The organism is Streptomonospora wellingtoniae, assembly GCF_031845375.1.
In the GTDB taxonomy this organism is placed as follows: Bacteria; Actinomycetota; Actinomycetes; order Streptosporangiales; family Streptosporangiaceae; genus Streptomonospora; species Streptomonospora wellingtoniae.
Window position 1 is genome coordinate 209492 of record NZ_JAVREK010000004.1, and the last position, 15896, is coordinate 225387.

General features: G+C 73.3%; 12 protein-coding genes. 7 read left to right on the forward strand and 5 right to left on the reverse strand.

Annotation, left to right across the window (positions count from 1 at the left end):
* The first annotated feature begins 6 nt into the window (after positions 1-6).
* Positions 7-570 carry an RDD family protein gene (locus tag RM446_RS05985; RefSeq protein ID WP_311544105.1) on the forward strand — a complete coding sequence of 188 codons (564 nt, stop codon included), beginning with the start codon at positions 7-9 and terminating at the stop codon, positions 568-570.
* A gap of 16 nt (positions 571-586) precedes the next feature.
* On the opposite strand, the gene RM446_RS05990 is transcribed toward RM446_RS05985, so the two are convergent.
* Complete coding sequence (locus RM446_RS05990) at positions 587-1000, reverse strand: DUF3592 domain-containing protein (protein WP_311544107.1); 414 nt, start codon at positions 998-1000, stop codon at positions 587-589.
* A gap of 390 nt (positions 1001-1390) precedes the next feature.
* A complete protein-coding gene (locus RM446_RS05995) occupies positions 1391-2830 on the reverse strand; it encodes a GuaB1 family IMP dehydrogenase-related protein (RefSeq protein ID WP_311544108.1) in 1440 nt (479 codons plus the stop codon).
* A 260-nt stretch (positions 2831-3090) separates the two neighbouring features.
* On the opposite strand from RM446_RS05995, the gene RM446_RS06000 reads away from it, so the two are divergent.
* Positions 3091-4104, forward strand: a complete 1014-nt coding sequence (locus tag RM446_RS06000; protein ID WP_311544110.1) for a CDP-alcohol phosphatidyltransferase family protein — start codon at positions 3091-3093, stop codon at positions 4102-4104.
* 111 nt (positions 4105-4215) lie between these two features.
* On the opposite strand, the gene RM446_RS06005 is transcribed toward RM446_RS06000, so the two are convergent.
* Positions 4216-5322: an acyltransferase family protein gene (locus RM446_RS06005; RefSeq protein ID WP_311544111.1), complete on the reverse strand. Its 1107-nt coding sequence runs from the start codon at positions 5320-5322 to the stop codon at positions 4216-4218.
* 504 nt (positions 5323-5826) lie between these two features.
* Here RM446_RS06005 and RM446_RS06010 point away from each other — a divergent pair.
* Together RM446_RS06010 and RM446_RS06015 are read left to right on the forward strand one after the other, a co-directional pair.
* Positions 5827-8007, forward strand: coding sequence for an amidohydrolase (locus RM446_RS06010; RefSeq protein WP_449657174.1), 2181 nt, complete (start codon positions 5827-5829; stop codon positions 8005-8007).
* A gap of 108 nt (positions 8008-8115) precedes the next feature.
* Positions 8116-8913: a M48 family metallopeptidase gene (locus tag RM446_RS06015; RefSeq protein WP_311544237.1), complete on the forward strand. Its 798-nt coding sequence runs from the start codon at positions 8116-8118 to the stop codon at positions 8911-8913.
* A 108-nt stretch (positions 8914-9021) separates the two neighbouring features.
* On the opposite strand, the gene RM446_RS06020 is transcribed toward RM446_RS06015, so the two are convergent.
* Positions 9022-11181 (reverse strand): elongation factor G-like protein EF-G2, encoded by a 2160-nt coding sequence (locus RM446_RS06020; protein WP_311544112.1) that lies wholly within the window; start codon positions 11179-11181, stop codon positions 9022-9024.
* A gap of 341 nt (positions 11182-11522) precedes the next feature.
* Here RM446_RS06020 and RM446_RS06025 point away from each other — a divergent pair, with 341 nt between their 5' ends.
* The 3 genes from RM446_RS06025 to RM446_RS06035 all read left to right on the forward strand — a co-directional run bounded on the left by RM446_RS06025 (position 11523) and on the right by RM446_RS06035 (position 14722).
* Positions 11523-12287: a CPBP family glutamic-type intramembrane protease gene (locus tag RM446_RS06025; protein ID WP_311544113.1), complete on the forward strand. Its 765-nt coding sequence runs from the start codon at positions 11523-11525 to the stop codon at positions 12285-12287.
* 302 nt (positions 12288-12589) lie between these two features.
* Positions 12590-13402, forward strand: coding sequence for an alpha/beta hydrolase family protein (locus RM446_RS06030; RefSeq protein WP_311544114.1), 813 nt, complete (start codon positions 12590-12592; stop codon positions 13400-13402).
* Between the two features lie 81 nt (positions 13403-13483).
* Positions 13484-14722: an MFS transporter gene (locus RM446_RS06035; RefSeq protein WP_311544116.1), complete on the forward strand. Its 1239-nt coding sequence runs from the start codon at positions 13484-13486 to the stop codon at positions 14720-14722.
* Between the two features lie 152 nt (positions 14723-14874).
* On the opposite strand, the gene RM446_RS06040 is transcribed toward RM446_RS06035, so the two are convergent.
* On the reverse strand, positions 14875-15861 hold the full coding sequence (locus RM446_RS06040; RefSeq protein WP_311544117.1) for a coiled-coil domain-containing protein: 987 nt from the start codon (positions 15859-15861) through the stop codon (positions 14875-14877).
* Between the last annotated feature and the right edge of the window lie 35 nt (positions 15862-15896).

Here is a 15896-nt window from a genome sequence, read left to right on the forward strand (position 1 = left end):
GGAGCCGTGGGGGACCTGTTGCCGCCGAGCGCCTTCCGCCGGACGCTCGCCCGCATGCTCGACCTCGCCGTGTGCTGGTACGGCGCCTGCGCGGTGGCCGCCGCAGCGCTACCGGCCGCCCGGGCAGACGGTAGCGCGGTCTCCGAGGAAGGGCTGCGCGTCGCCGCTCTGGCGGTGTTCGCGGTGGTGTCCGGCGCCGTTGTGCCGATGCTCCGGCGCGACCGGGCCACCCCCGGGCAGGCCGCCTCCTACCTCGCGCTCGCGTCCGCCGGGCCGCCGCGCCCGGCAGGGCGGTGGCGTGCGCTGGTGCGCAGCGCACTGCTGTTCGTTCCGGCGACCGCACTGCTGGCGACCGGCATGGGCTGGTGGGCGCTGCTCGTGGCGGCCCTGCACGGCGCGCCCGCGCTGGTGCGCCGGGACCGGGCCGGGCTGTTCGACCTGATCGCCGGCACCCGCACGACCACCCGCACCTGGGTCGCCGGCGGGATGCCGGACGAGTTGATGACCTTCTCGCGGCAGGGTGGAGCGGCCCCGCCGGCGCCCGCGGGAGCCGTTCCCGCCCAGCGCTGAGTGCCCGCTCCCATCCTCAGCCGCCCGAGAGCGCCTCGGACCACGCCAGCCAGCCCAGCACCAGCCCGATGCCCACCAGCAGGAACCCGAGTACGCCGATCATGATCAGCACCCAGTTGCTCAGCCACGGCGCTGCGACGATGCGGGCGCGCTCAGGGTCGCCGGGGTCGTAGGAGACGGTGACGATGTCGCCGCTGCGTGAGGCGGTCCACCCGGTGTTCTCGTGCGCGGCGTGCACCTCGCGGCCGTCGGGCGTGCTGAAGCGCACGACCATCGACGCCGAGGTGGCGGTTTCGCGGTAGCCCACGACCTCGCCTTCGGCCTGCACGCCGTAGAGGGCGAGGAACATCGAGAAGCGCAGGTGGCGGAGGAGGAACCAGAGCATCACGACTCCGGCGCCGATCGGCAGCAGGGGATAGACGTATGCCACGGTCGCTTCGACTCCCTGTGTGCACAACGGGCGAGCGCCGCCCGGCGACCAGCGCCTCCCGGTGCCGGATGCCGCGGGCCGCTCCCGGCGGCGATGGCGATACCGTATCCGACCTGCCCGGTGCGCGCGCCAATGCGCGGCGCAGGTCGGCGTGGCCGGATGCGCTCCGCGATGTAGGCGGCTACGACCGGAGGACGACTCCGCCACCCTCTCTCGGGGGAGCGGCGAATACCTCCCCTGGGCGATGATCCGCCGCCCCGGCGCACCTACGCTCGCAGAGCACGGTCGGAGCGGCACGAGGTACGGGATGCGGCTCCGGGCGGACAGCGGAACCGGGGGGCTGGGCTGGGCGCGCTCCAGCCCCCCGCCTTCCGGCTCGCCGGCGCGCCGCTACCAGCTGGTGGGCACCGGCCGACCCTCGTTGTAGCCCGCGCTGCTCTGCACCCCCACCGCGGCCCGCTCGTGGAACTCCTCCAGCGTGGCCGCTCCGGCATAGGTCATCGAGCTGCGCACGCCCGCCACGATCTCGTCGACGAGGTCCTCCACGCCCGGCCGCACCTCGTCCAGGTACATCCGCGCGGTGGAGATCCCCTCCTCGAACAGGGCCTTGCGCGCCCTCTCGAACGGGGAGTCGTCGGAGGTGCGCAGCCGTACCGCCCGCGCCGAGGCCATCCCGAAGCTCTCCTTGTACATCCGCCCCTGCGCGTCGCGCACCACATCGCCCGGCGACTCGTAGGTGCCGGCGAACCAGGAGCCGATCATCACGTTGGAGGCGCCCGCGGCCAGCGCGAGCGCGACGTCGCGCGGGTGGCGCACACCGCCGTCCGCCCACGCCGACGCCCCGAGCTCGCGCGCGGTGGCGGCGCACTCCAGTACGGCGGAGAACTGCGGGCGGCCGACCGCGGTCATCATCCGGGTGGTGCACATGGCGCCCGGCCCCACGCCGACCTTCACGATGTCGGCGCCGGCCTCGACCAGGTCCCGCGTACCCTCGGCCGAGACGACGTTGCCGGCCACCAGCGGGACCGCCGGATCCAGCGCTCGCACCTTGCGCAGGGCCGCGAGCATCTTGTCCTGGTGCCCGTGCGCGGTGTCGATGACCAGCACGTCCACGCCCGCCTCGATCAGCTCGGCTGCCCTGGCGGCGACGTCGCCGTTGACCCCCACCGCCGCGCCGATCCGCAGGCGGCCCCGGGCGTCGGTCGCCGGCTCGTAGAGCGTGGCCCGCAGCGCGCCGGTGCGGGTGAGCACCCCCACGAGGGCGCCGCCGCCGTCGACCACCGGCGCAAGGCGGTGCCGGAAGTCGTGCAGCGACCCGAACGCCTCCTTGGGGTCGGTGCCCGCCGGGATGGTCAGCAGGTCGCGCGACATCACCTCGCGGACCTGGGTGAAGCGGTCCACACCGGCGCAGTCGGCGTCGGTGACCACGCCGACGGGGCGCCGCCCGCCGTCGACGACGATCACGGCGTCGTGCGCCCGCTTGGGCAGCAGGTTCAGCGCCTCGCCGACCGTGCTTTCGGGGGTCAGTGTGATTGCGGTGTCGTAGAGCAGGTCGCGGCGCTTGACCCACGAGACCACCTCCGCGACGACGTCGAGGGGGATGTCCTGGGGAAGCACCGCGATTCCGCCGCGCCGGGCGATGGTCTCGGCCATCCTCCGCCCGGCGACGGCGGTCATGTTCGCGACTACGATGGGCATCGTCGTCCCGGTGCCGTCGTGGGTCCGCAGATCGACGTCCAGCCGTGATCCCACGGCCGAGTGCCGCGGCACCATGAACACGTCGCTGTAGGTCAGGTCGTGGCCGGGAACCTGGTCGTTGAGAAAACGCACGCCTCTACCTCGGTCGGAGCCGTTGCGGGGGCGGCGCGCGGCCTCGGCCGCCGGCGACCGGGCCGACCGCAACCCCCCTTACTCGACAATTATCACCGCCGGCACCGTGCCGATTGGCCCGGGCGAGGAGCGGTCTGCCATTATTCTGCGGCCGACCCACCCTCCCTTCCCGCCCGGCCGCGCGATGACCACCGACACCGCGGCGCCCGCGGCGCCGGGCGCGGCCGTCCGGCGCCGGGGGAAGCCCTGCAGGAGATGAGATGACGAGCTTCACCCTCGCGGACGTCCGCGAGCGCACCTACAAACGCCGCGACGCCTGGTGGACGGTCTTCCTCGTCGACCCGCTGGCGGCGCGGCTGGTCGTGTGGGTGGCGAACCGCACCTCCGTCACGCCCAACCAGATCACCTTCGGGGCGGGCGTGCTGGGCGCGGGCTCGGCGGTGTGCTTCGCGCTGGGCGAGTGGCCTTGGCTCGTCGCCGGCGCGCTGCTGTTCCACCTCAGCTTCGTGCTCGATTGCATGGACGGCAAGATCGCCCGGCTGAAGGGCAACGGGTCGGTCTTCGGCGCGTGGGTCGACTTCATCTTCGACCGGATCCGCTTCTTCGGCTGCATGCTGGCGCTGCTGATCGGCCAGTGGGCACTCACCGGCGAAGTGCTGTTCCTGCTTCTGGCGCCGGTGGTGACCTTCCTGGACCTGGTGCGCTACCTCAACGGCTCCCAGGTCGGCAAGACGCGCCAGAGCATGCGCGCCCAGCTGCGCGCCGCCGCTGCGGGCGACACCCGGGCCCCCGCCGAGGACGACCCGGAGAACACCGAACCCGACGGCGGACCCGAGGCCGAGCAGGGCGGCGGCGCGGATCCCGACGAGGCCGGGGCCGAGGTCGTGTTCGTCGAGGAGGTGCTGCGCGAGAACCCCGAACTGGACCACGAGCAGGCGCGGGAGCGCTCCGCCGAGGCCGGTACCCGGGTCATCGACGTGCACCAGGGGTTCACCCGCAAGTTCGGCTGGTACGGGCGGCTGCGCGCCGCGCTGCTGCGCGGGCGGGTGCGGCCGCACCTCTTCAGCGGCATCGAGTTCGAGATGTTCGTGTGCGTCGTCGCGCCCCTGACGGCGCTGGCCTCGGCCCTGGTCCCGGGCGCGACACTGCTGGTGCCCGTGGTCGTGTTCTCCTGCGCCGCCCTGGCCGCATTCGAAGCCCTCATCGTCTACAAGCTGTGGCTGGCCACCCGCGACTTCGGCGTCGAGATGGCCCGCCTGCGCAGCGAGGGCTGAGTCCGCCCGGGATCCGGAGGACGACGACGGCGGAGGCCGCGGGGGTAGGCCTCGCGGCCTCCGCCGTGATCGGAGCCGTCTCCCGCCGGGCACAGGCGGCGGCCTCCCGGGCTACCGGTCGGCGGGCGCCGGCCGCGCCTCCGCGGCGGTGGACGCGGAGGCGTCGGCCCCGCGGTCGCGCAGCGCCCATCGCACCCGGGGCTCCACGGCCCAGCCGGCGGCGCGGCGGACCCACGGCGTGCACAGCAGGTAGGACGCTGCCACGGCAAGCGCCGCCGTGACGCCCAGAGCGGCGTGGTCGCCCAGCGCGGATCCGGCGAAGTCGTACCAGCCGAGCGCGTCGGCGCCTCGCACCAGTAGTCCGTGCAGCAGGAAGACGTACATCGTCAGCGCGCCCAGGCGGGTGAAGTGCGTGGCGCGGCGCGGCGTCAGCGAGAGCACGGCCGCGGTCAGCGCGAAGGCCAGCACCATGAACATCAGCCGGCCCGGAAGGCCCACCGGCAGGAACTCCATGTCGCGGTCGACGATGCTCTGGCGCCAGTACACCCATTCGCGGCTGAGGGTCTCGAGGTGGATCCAGCACATCGCCGCGGTGGCGGCGACGACTCCGGCGCTCCACACCCGCACCCAGGTCTGCTTGAGCAGGTCCAGATGGTCGGGCCGCAGCACGAGACCGGCCACGAAGAACGGCAGCAGGCTGACGATGCGCGAGACGTCCAGAACGTCGCCGGTGGTGACCGCACCGCCCAGCAGCGAGATCGCCACCGAGACCGCGAACGGCCAGCGGACGCGGTTCCACAGCGGGACGGTCATCCGCCACACGAACAGGGCCGCCAGGAACCAGGTCAGCCACAGCGGCTCCAGCGGGCTGTCGGGCAGGGCGCGGCCGGTGGCCAGCGACACCAGTGCGTAGATGCCCCAGAAGAGCAGGTAGGGCGCTGCGACGGTGGTGAGCAGCTTGTCGATGCGCCGGCCCGAGGCGTCGAAGGACTTCGACAGATAGCCGCTGATCAGAACGAACGCCGGCATGTGGAACAGGTAGACCCAGTAGTACAGGGCGTCGGCGAGGCGGGTTTCGTCGGTCATCGGCTCGATGGCGTGGCCGACGACCACGAGCACGATCAGCAGGAACTTGGCGTTGTCGAGCAGGGCGTCGCGCTGCGTGCCGGGGGCGCGGCCGGCGCGGACGTCCTGCGGACGGTCGATGGTCGTGGCCAATGGGTCTCCGAGTAACCGTTACGCGGGCAGCGGGTACGGCCGCCCGTCGCTGGAGGGCGCTGGGACGGCGCGCGCGGATTCGATCCTGGGAATTCACTGGGAATGCTGTGAGCCGATGCTACTCGGGTGCCGCGGAGGATGCGTCATAGAGTGGGCATCCGGTGGTTCTGTGTGACGATCCCAGCATCCGAAGGGGGTCCACGATCTCGAAACGGTAACATGCCGCCCCCGTAAGCTGTGAATAAGCTGAGAAACCTGGGGCGGTCCGCGGTCTCACGCGGCGGCGTGCACTAGCCGCATCCCGCATCCCGCATCCCGCATCCCGCAGGCCTCAGTGCGCTGCGGGCCCGGCGGACGGGGGGCCGCACCGTTCGACGGGGCTGGGACACCCCCTCCTCAGCGGCGGGGATAAGCTCATAAGGCGGATGCTCGCCGTCCGGGCGACGTTTGAGATTCGCAGGGGCGAGCGGGACAATCGGCGCTGCGGTCGCACGCCGGTGGCGAATGGCCGACTGGGAGGTCGCTCCCAGTCCATCTCAGACGAAGGCGGTGGAAGCGGTGCCGCACGCGGTCGATCCCCAGCGTGTCGCTGAGCACGGAGGTGCGGTGATGCGGCTCGTCGACGAGATATTCCCGCTGGTCGAGGGGTTCTACGTCGACCTGCACAAGAATCCCGAACTCTCGAACCAGGAGCACCGCACCGCGGGGGCCGTGGCCGAATGGCTGACCCGCGCGGGCTTCGATGTCGAGACCGGCGTCGGGGGTACGGGGGTGGTGGGCGTGCTGCGCAACGGCGAGGGCCCCACGGTTCTGCTGCGCGGCGACATGGACGCGCTGCCGGTCCAGGAGCGCACCGGCCTGCCCTATGCCAGCACCGCCCGCGGTCGCGACGACGACGGCCGGGACGTGCCGATCATGCACGCCTGCGGCCACGACGCGCACACGGCGTGCCTGGTCGGTACCGCAGACCTGCTCGCCGAGGCACGGGACGAGTGGCACGGCACCCTCATGGTCGTGGCCCAGCCCGGCGAGGAGACCCTCGACGGAGCCACGGCCATGCTGCGCGACGGCCTCTACACCCGCTTCGGCCGGCCCGACGTCGTCCTCGCCCAGCATCTGGGGCCCCAGCCCGCCGGCATGGTGGCCCACCGCGCGGGTACCATCATGGCCGCCACGACCAACCTGCGTGTGCGGGTGTTCGGCTCCGGCGGACACGCCGCGCGCCCGGAGAACACCGTCGACCCGGTGCTGATCGCCGCCAACATCGTGAACCGGCTGCAGACCATCGTGGCCCGCGAGATCAGCCCCAGCGAGATGGCGGTGGTCACCGTGGGCGTGCTGCGCGCCGGCACCAAGGCCAACGTGATCCCCGAAGAGGCCTACCTGGAGGTCGACACCCGCGCGCTGAACCCGGCCGTGGCCGACCGCCTGCACAGCGCGATCGACCGCATCGTCCGCGCCGAGGCGGCCGCCTCCGGCGCGCAGCGCGACCCGGAGATATCGGTGGCGCGCGAGACCGGCGTGACCGCCAACGAGCCCGAGGCCACCGCCGAGGTCGTCGCGGCCCACCGCGCCTACTTCGGCGACGACCGCGTGGTGGAGCTGCCCGAGCCGACCACCGGCAGCGAGGACTTCTCCGCCTTCGGCCTGCCGGGCGACTCCGCACCGGTGCCCTACGTCTACTGGTTCCTGGGCTCCACACCGCACGACGTGTGGGAGGCGGCGCCCGGCGAGACCCCGTACGAGAAGCTGATGGGCGTGCCGGCGACGCACTCGCCGTTCTTCGCGCCCGACCGCGAGTCCACCCTGCGGGCCGGCCTGGCGGCGATGTCGCTGGGCGCCCTCACCTACCTCGGCACCCCGGAGGCGCACGCGGGCGCGGCCACCGGCGGCCAGGCCTCGATGAGCGCCGGGCCCGCGCGCCTGGACGAGCCGGCACCGGCGCCCGAGGCCGCGGCTTTCGCCGAGAGCGGGTTCCCCGCTGCCGCCGCGCCCGAGGGCGACGCCGCGGCCCCGGCCCCGGACTACCCGCCGCCGGTGCCCCCGACCGCGGTCCATCCCGATGAGCCTGCCCCTGCTCCGGCCGCGGCCGATAGCGGCAAGGAGCAGGGCGAGTCCACGGCCTACACCGATATGGACCCCTACCCGAGCGACGACGACGCGGCGCCGGGCTACGGGCCGCCGCCGCAGGGCCCGCCGGTCGCACCGCCGCCGCAGGGCCCGCCCGTCGCGGCGCCCCCGCCGCAGGGCCCGCCAGTGGCGGCTCCGCCGCCGCCCCCGGGAGCGGTGCCGTACTCGACCGAAGGGGCACCCGAGGCGGGCGGCCACCCGTCGGGCGGCTACCCGGTCGGCAGTGCCCCCTCCGGCGGCTACCCCGCGCACGGCTACCCGTCGGGCGGGTATCCGGCGGAGGGCTATCCCGCCGACGGCCCGCCGAGCGCCTACCCCGGGGAAGGCCGGCCGCCGAGCGCCTACCCCGGAGGTCCTCCGCCGGGCGGGTACCCGGCCGATCCCTACGGCCGGCCGCCTCCCGATCCCGCGTACCCCGATCCCCGGTCGCCCGCACCGCAGCCGCCCGACGCGCAGCAGCCGGGCCAGTACAGCTGGCCCGAGCAGCGGGACGATCACGACCGATCCGGTGACAACGGCCAGGAACCGCCCCAGGGTCCCCCTTACCGCCTGTAACGTAAGGCTGGACACAGCGGGCGTCGGCGGCTGGGCGGTGCGTGGCGTATGGATCGGTCGACGCGTCTGTCACCGCAGAAGCGGGCGTTTCGGCCGCAGCGCTGGGCCATGCTGGTGGGCCGCTGGGGCGACCCCCGGCGCGCCCGCGCGCTGCGCCACCCGCGCGAGAACGCCGCCCTGCTGATCTGCCTGGCGGTCACCGCGCTCGCGGTCGTCGGCGCCATCAACCGTGCCCTGGACGGCGATTCGGGGCAGCCGCTGGTGGTGCTCGCCATCCCCGCTCTGGTGTTCTTCGTGCGCGGGCAGCTGTACGCGCACCAGCGGGTCAACGGGGTGCGCATCTCCGAGACCCAGTTCCCGGAGGCGCACCGGATGGTGGTCGAGGCCGCGCGGGCGTTCGACCTGCCGCAGGTGCCCGACGCCTACGTGGTGCTGGGCAACGGCCACATCAACGCCTTCGCCTCCGGGCACGGTGCGCGCCGGTTCGTCGCGCTGCACAGCGACCTGTTCGAGATCGGCGAGCGCCTGGCCGACCCCGACGCGCTGCGCTTCATCATCGGCCACGAGGTCGGCCATATCGCCGCCGGGCACGTCTCCTACTGGCGGCAGTTCGGGGTCTCGGTCGCCGACATCATCCCCGGGATCGGCGCCACGCTGAGCCGCGCCCAGGAGTACACCGCCGACAACCACGCCCACGCGTTCTGCCCGGAGGGCAAGGAGGGCCTGCGGGTGCTCGCCGCCGGCAAGTACCTCTACCGCGAGGTCGACTTCGCCGACATCGCGGCGCGCGCCCACACCGATCAGGGCCTGTTCGTGATGCTGGTGAACCTGCTGTCGAGCCATCCCGTGAACACCTGGCGGTTCCAGGCCCTCACCGACCGCTCGCGGTCCGGCCGCCTGCTGTGACCGGCGGGACCGATTCCGGCTCCGGCACCCGCCGATCAACCGGAAGCGGCCCGGTCCGGCCCCTCCCCGGCCGGCCCGGACCGCTCCCGCCCGCGGCCGCCCGCCCCGTCAGGGCGAGCCGGCCAGCTCCCGCGCGTACTTGTCCACGAGCTGGGACGGCAGCGGCTCGTGGCGCAGGTAGGACCGTGTGAACGTGCCGGTGCCGTGCGACAGCGAGCGCAGGTCGACCGCGTAGCGGACGATCTCCAGCTGCGGCACCTCGGCCCGGATCAGCGTGCGCCCGTTGGCCGTCGGCTCGGTGCCGATCACCCGACCCCGGCGCGCCGCCAGGTCGCTCATCACCGCCCCCATGTACTGGTCGGCGACCAGCACAGCCAACTCGTCGAAGGGCTCCAGCATCGACAGCCGGCACTTCTCCGCCGCGTCCTTCAGCGCCAGCCGCCCCGCCTTCTGGAAGGCCATGTCGGAGGAGTCCACCGAGTGGGCTTTGCCGTCGTAGAGCGTGACGCGGATGTCCACCATCGGATATCCCGACTGCACGCCGCTCTCCATCTGCGAGCGGATGCCCTTCTCCACCGACGGGATGAACTGGCGCGGCACCACGCCGCCCACGATCCGGTCGACGAACTCCAGGCCCGCCCCCGACGGCAGCGGCTCCACCTGGATCCGGCAGATGCCGTACTCGCCGTGGCCGCCGCTCTGCTTGACGTTGCGGCCCATGCCCTCGGCCGGCTCGGCGAAGGTCTCGCGCAGCGGCACCCGCAGCTCGTCGGTCTCGACGGCGACCCCGTGGCGTGAGGAGAGCCGGTCGAGTGCGACGTCCAGGTGCGCCTCGCCCATGCACCACAGCACCAGCTGGTGAGTCTCGGGGTTGACCTCCACGCGTAGCGTGACGTCCTCGGAGGCCAGCCGGTTGAGCGCCTGGGCGAGCTTGTCCTCGTCGGATTTGGACGACGCGCGCAGCGCCACCGGCAGCAGCGGGTCGGGAAACGTCCACGGCGGCATCCGCAGCGGGCGCTCCTTGGCCGACAGCGTGTCGCCCGTCTCGGCGCGGGTGAGCTTGGCGACGGCGCACACGTCGCCCGCCACCACCTCGCCCACCGGCTCGCTATGCTTGCCCAAGGGGGCCAGCAGCGCGCCGATGCGCTCGTCGACGTCGTGGTCCTCGTGCCCGCGGTCGGCGAGGCCCTGCCCGCACACGTGCACCACGGTGTCGGGCAGCAGGGTGCCGCTGAACACCCGGACGAGGCTGACCCGGCCCACGTAGGGGTCGCTGATGGTCTTGACGACCTCGGCCAGCAGCGGTCCGCCGGGGTCGCTGGAGAGTCCGTCGACCGGGCCGCCGGATGCGGTGGCCACGTCGGGCAGCGGGCGCTCGGTCGGCGACGGGGTGGCCCGGGGCAGCTCCTCCAGCAGCTCGGGCACGCCCGCGCCGCGCAGCGCGGAGACCGCCAGTACCGGGTAGAAGCCCGCCCGCGCGACCGCCGACTCCAGATCGGCGATCAGCATGGCGGGGTCGAGCTCCTCGCCCTCCATGTAGCGGTCCATCAGGGTCTCGTCCTCGCTCTCCTGGATCACCCCCTCGATCAGCGCGTCGCGCATCGGCGCGGTCCGCTCGGCCAGTCCTTCGGGCGGCTCGGCCTCGGCTCGGGTGCCGGCGGAGTAGTCGTGATAGCGGCCGGAGATGAGGCCCATCAGGCCGCGCACCGTTCGGGAGTCGCCGTCGCCGGCGTACTCGGGCACGTAGGCGGGCAGCACGTTCTCGCCGAAGGCTTCGCGGCACTGCTCGACGACGGCGTCGAAATCGGCGCGGTGGTGGTCGATCTTGGTGACCGCCACGGCGCGCGGGATGCCGATGGCCGCGCACTCCTCCCACAGCAGCCGGGTGCGTCCGTCGATGCCGTCGACCGCCGAGACCACGAACAGCGCGGCGTCGGCGGCACGCAGCCCGGCGCGCAGGTCGCCGACGAAGTCGGCGTAGCCCGGGGTGTCCAGCAGGTTCACCTTGACGCCCGCTGAGACCACGGGGGCCACGGTGAGGTTGACCGAGCGCTTCTGGCGCACCTCGACCTCGTCGTAGTCGCTGACAGTGGTTCCGTCCTCGACGCGGCCCAGCCGGGACGTGCCACCGGACTCGTGCAGCAGGGCCTCGATCAGTGTGGTCTTTCCGGCTCCGGACGGGCCGACCAGCACGACGTTGCGAATCTGCGCCGGGTGGTCGGCCCTGGGAGCCCTGCCGGTGGTCGCTGGACCGGATTTGTCCGCCATGCTCTGCCACCTTCCTTCGTCGACCGGGCCGCGGTTCCCATCGGCCCGGACCGCGCGGCCCGCCGGAGGTTGCCGGCGCCTCGTCGGGAGCGGCCGCGCGGATGGACGCCGAGTCCGCGCCGATGTGACGCGGAACACTCTCTACGGTCACCCGTTGCGGCCGATATCACAAGAGGCGTTTCGCCGACCCGCCGGGTGCGGGTTCGCGCGGATCCGGGGACATGGGGGACGGGAAACGCCCGCGGTGTGCGGTGTGCGCGCGCTCGGCGCCGACCGGCGCAGCGTGGAGAGGTTGCCCGCAATGTGCGGATTCGGCTGCGCGGATCTCCTAGTGTGTGGCCGTGCATTGGACCGAGAGCGTTCCCCAGTTCGGCGTCGCCGCCGGTGCCGTGGCGACGCTGCTGGTCGTATACGCCGCAGTGGGCGAGCCGCTGCTGGGCCGGCGCGCCTTCACCAGGCTGCAGCGCACGCGCGGGAGCGACCCGCGCGCCCTGGTCCGGTTCTACCGCCTGGCGATGAGCGTGCACCTCGCCTGGACGGCTGCCATCGTCCTCATCGTGCTGCTCGCCCCCGGCGTCGGCGCCGCCCACCTGGGGCTGCGCGCTCCGCAGGCCTGGCTCCCGCTGCTGGCGGCCGTCTTCGGGTTCTGCGCGGCCATGCTCATCATCTGGCTGATCACCCGCGACCGGGCCCGGTCCTCGGCGGAGGGCGCGAACCCGACGCTGCCTCCGCTTCCCGACCCCGGCCAGGCGCTCGGTGTGCTGGTCCCGCGCGGGTCGCGGGAGCGCCGGGCGGCCGCCGCGGTTGCGGTGACGGCCGGCGTCAGCGAGGAACTGCTCTACCGGGGACTCCTCGTGGCCTTCGGCGCGGCACTGGGCGTGCCGGTGTGGCTGGCGGCGATCGCGGCCTGTGCGCTGTTCGCGCTGGCCCACCTCTACCAGGGCTGGTGGGGGCTGGTGGGCCCGGGGCTCCTGGGCGCGCTGTTCATGGTGGTCTATCTGGGCACCGGCAGCCTGCTGATCCCCGTCGCCGTGCACATCGCGCTGGAGATGCGCTCCCTGCTGCTGTCGGGCAGCGGCCGCCGCCACCGCGCCCGCGCGATCTAGATGGATCTAGAAGTGACGTCCCGGCACGTTGGTAACAGCCGACACGCCTGAGGCAGCGGTTGCATTAGAAGTGTGGACTACGACACCTACGCCGATGCTCAGAAGGCCCTCGTGTGCCACCGCAACGCCCCGCTGACCCCCACCGGCCGCCTGCGACTCGCCCGCTGCGTCGTCGACGGCGGGTGGAGCCGGCGCCAGGCCATCGGCGTGGGGGCACCCCCGGCCGCAGTGGTGCCAGCACCTCCCGCGTGTTCGCGCCAGCCGTCCTGCTGTTGTGCGAGGCGATCAGGCACGATGGTTCGGTGACTGATGCGCTGTACCGCTCCGATCCGCTGTCCGCCCCCGAGCGTCGGCGGCTCACCACCTCTGACGGGATCGACCTCGACACCGCGCTGATGCGTGGCGGCACCGACCGGACCACCGCCGTCGTGCTGGCGAACGGCTTCACCGGCACCTGGCGCAGCCCCGGCACCCGCTCGATCGCCGAGCGCCTGCTGCCGATCGGCGACGTGATGACCTTCGACTTCCGCGGCCACCGCGACTCCGGCGGGCTGTGCACCGTCGGCAACCTCGAGGTGCACGACCTGGAGGCCGTCTGCGCGCACCTGCGCGGGCTCGGCTACACCTCCGTCGCCTCGGTGGGCTTCTCCATGGGGGCGGCCGTTGCGGTGCGCCACGCTGCGATGTTCGGCGGCGTCGGCGCCGTAGTCGCCGTCAGCGGGCCGAGCATGTGGTATTACCGCGGCTCGCGGCGGATGCGGCTGCTGCACTTCGGCGTCGAGCAGGCTCTCGGCCGCTGGTTCCTGCGCGTGGCCCGCCGCGTGCGCGTCGTCGACACCCAGTGGGACCCGGTGCCGCCCGACCCGACGCAGGCGGCTCCCGACCTCGCCGCGCCGCTGCTCGTCGTGCACGGCGATGCCGACGGCTACTTCCCCGTCGAGCACGCGGAGCGGCTGTACGCCGCCGCGCCCGAGCCCAAAGACCTGTGGATCGAGCCGGGCATGGGCCACGCCGAGCGCGCGATGACGCCCGGACGGGCCGAGCGCATGGCGCGGTGGCTGGAGCACAGCATGGCCGGGCCCAACGGAGAGGACGGCGCCGAGCGCGCGACCTGAGGGGAGGTCGCGGCGGCGCGGGCGGCGCACAGAGTCCGCTGAGGTACAAAGAGAGTCATGGTGAACTCCTCCGATGTCCGGATGAATCCACCGGCGGGAACGTCGCATCTCGGGCTGCACGGATGGGCCTTCCGGCTGCTCGTCCTGGCGACCGCGCTGACGTTCGCCGGCTTCGTGCTGCTGCTGCCCGTCGTCCCGCTGTGGGCCACCCGCGGCGGCGCGGGCGAGCTGGGGGCCGGTGCCGCCACGTCGGTTTTCATGCTCACCACGGTGCTCACCCAGCTCGCCATGCCCTGGCTGCTGGACCGCGGCGGCTACCGGTGGACCTTCCCGGTGGGAGCGCTGCTGATGGGCCTGCCGGCGCCGCTGCTGCTGGCGACCACCGACCTGGTGCCGCTCCTGGCGGTCTCGGCCGTGCGCGGCGTCGGGTTCGGCATGGCGACCGTGTCCGGCTCCGCTCTGGCGGCCCGGCTGGTGCCGCCCGAGCAGCTCGGTCGGGCTGCCGGCTACTACGGCCTCGCGGTAGGCCTGCCCAACGTGTTCTTCCTGTCCACCGGCGTGTGGGCGGCGCTCAACCTCGGGTTCGGGACCGTGTTCTGGGCCGCCGCACTCGGTCCGGTGGCGGGAGCGGCCGCCGCGGCCGGCATCTGGGTCCTCGCCGGCGACGGCGCGGGCCGCGGCGGTGCCGCGAGCGGGCGGGACGCCGCCGCGGAGACCGGGGAGAAGCCCGGCGGTCCGCGGCTCTACCGGCGGCTCGGCGTGCCGCTGCTGGCCATGCTGATGCCGGCGATCGCCTCCAGCGCAGTCGTGACGTTCCTGTCCATCCCGCTGTCCGAGGCCTCAACCGTGGTGTTCGCCGCCCTGCTGGCCTTCGGCGTGCTGTCGGTGTGCGGCCGGTGGGCGGCGGGCACGCTCAGCGACCGGTACCGGCGCCCCGTGCTGCTCGTCTGCGGAAGCGTCTCCGCGGTCGCCGGCACGGCCATCTCGGCGGCGGCTCTGTGGCCGGCCGCAGAAGGCTGGTCGGGACCGGGCGCCTGGGGGGCGGCCGCCGCCGTGGCGGGCGCCGGGCTGTTCGGCGCGGGGTTCGGCGCGGTGCAGAACGACACGATCGTCATCATGTTCCGCCGCGCCGGAGCCCGGGCCTACGGTACGGCCAGCGCGGTATGGAACATCGGCTACGACGCCGGGACGGGCCTGGGCTCCTTGGCCCTTGGCGTGGCGATCCAGGCCGCGGGCTACGGTCCCGCGTTCGCCGCCATGGGAGCGGTGCTGGCCGCCTGCCTGCCCGCCGCCTTCGCCTTGGCGCGGCGACTCGACTGAGGGCGTGCGGCGGGCGGGTGAGGATCCATCGCCGAGCACGAGCACGAGCACGGGGGCGCGGGGAGGCTGCGGGCGGTACCGGTGGGCCGCTTGCAACCGCCGACCGCGCGACGCCGCCGGCCCCCTGGCATCCTCGTTGATCGCCGCCGGCGTCAGTACGAGGAGATGTGCACGTGGTCGTAGTGGTTGGCGGTGATGCTGCCGCGGTCGTTCATCATCTCCCAGCCGGCGCCGGGGTTGGCGGAGTGCCAGATGCGCTGCTCCCAGATGATGTACATCACCCCCAGCCGGTCGGCGTTGGCCTGGGCGTAGTCGGCGATCTGCTGGCCGAGCTGCTGGTTGGACGCCGAAGGGGTCGCGCCTCCCGAGCTCATCATGAAGTCGCACGCGCGGCCGGAACCGTGGTCGCCGGAGTCGCCGGGGCGCAGGCAGCCGACGGGGTAGGGCGCGCCGAACTCGCGGACGATCTCGTCGCGGATCGCGGCCATGCGCGGACTGGCGCCGTCCCAGCCCCAGCCCTGCGCGCTCGCCGGGATGCTGCCCGTGCCAGAGCCCCCCGCGGGGGCGGGGACCTGCTCCTCCTCGTACTTCTCGATCTTGGCCAGGACCTCGTCGCGCTGGGACTCCAGGTCCTCGACCAGCTCTTCTGCGTCCTCGAGCTTGCCGTCGGCCTTGTCGACGGCGTCCTCGCGCTTCTCGCGCAGGTCGACGAGGTCGACGACCCGCTCGCTGTGGTTGGCCGAGACCTGGCTCGCCATGGCGGCGTTGTCGAGCATGTTCTGCGGGGCGCTGCTCATGACCACCTCGACGGTGGGGTCGAGCCCGCTGCTCATGTACTGGGCGGCAGCCAGGCCGGCGACGTCCTCGCGGTACCTGCCGAGCTCGTCTTCGACCTTCTCCAGCCGCTTCTGCGCCTTCTCGGCGTCGTCCTTGGCGTCCTCGTACTGCACCAGTTCGGTGTCGTACTCCTCCTCAAGGGACTCGGCGCGCTCGTTGAGCTCCTCCAGGCTCGGCTTCTCGTCGTCCTCGGGGTCGGCGTAGGAGGAGGTGGCGGGGAGCAGCAGGGCCGCCGCGGCGGCGAGGCAAGGCAGCAGGAGGGCGCGTCGGCGCTTGTGCGGGGGTGGGGTTGGTCTGTGCATGGATGTCACCTGATGTCGGTCGCGGACCGGCCGGA

Excerpts from the sequence above, each read along its gene's own strand:
- RM446_RS06040 (WP_311544117.1), bottom strand. The coding sequence starts at position 15,861 with ATGCACAGACCAACCCCACCCCCGCACAAGCGCCGACGCGCCCTCCTG.
- RM446_RS06015 (WP_311544237.1), top strand. The coding sequence starts at position 8,116 with ATGCTGGTGGGCCGCTGGGGCGACCCCCGGCGCGCCCGCGCGCTGCGC.
- RM446_RS06010 (WP_449657174.1), top strand. The coding sequence starts at position 5,827 with ATGGCCGACTGGGAGGTCGCTCCCAGTCCATCTCAGACGAAGGCGGTG.
- RM446_RS06035 (WP_311544116.1), top strand. The coding sequence starts at position 13,484 with ATGAATCCACCGGCGGGAACGTCGCATCTCGGGCTGCACGGATGGGCC.
- RM446_RS06020 (WP_311544112.1), bottom strand. The coding sequence starts at position 11,181 with ATGGCGGACAAATCCGGTCCAGCGACCACCGGCAGGGCTCCCAGGGCC.
- RM446_RS06000 (WP_311544110.1), top strand. The coding sequence starts at position 3,091 with ATGACGAGCTTCACCCTCGCGGACGTCCGCGAGCGCACCTACAAACGC.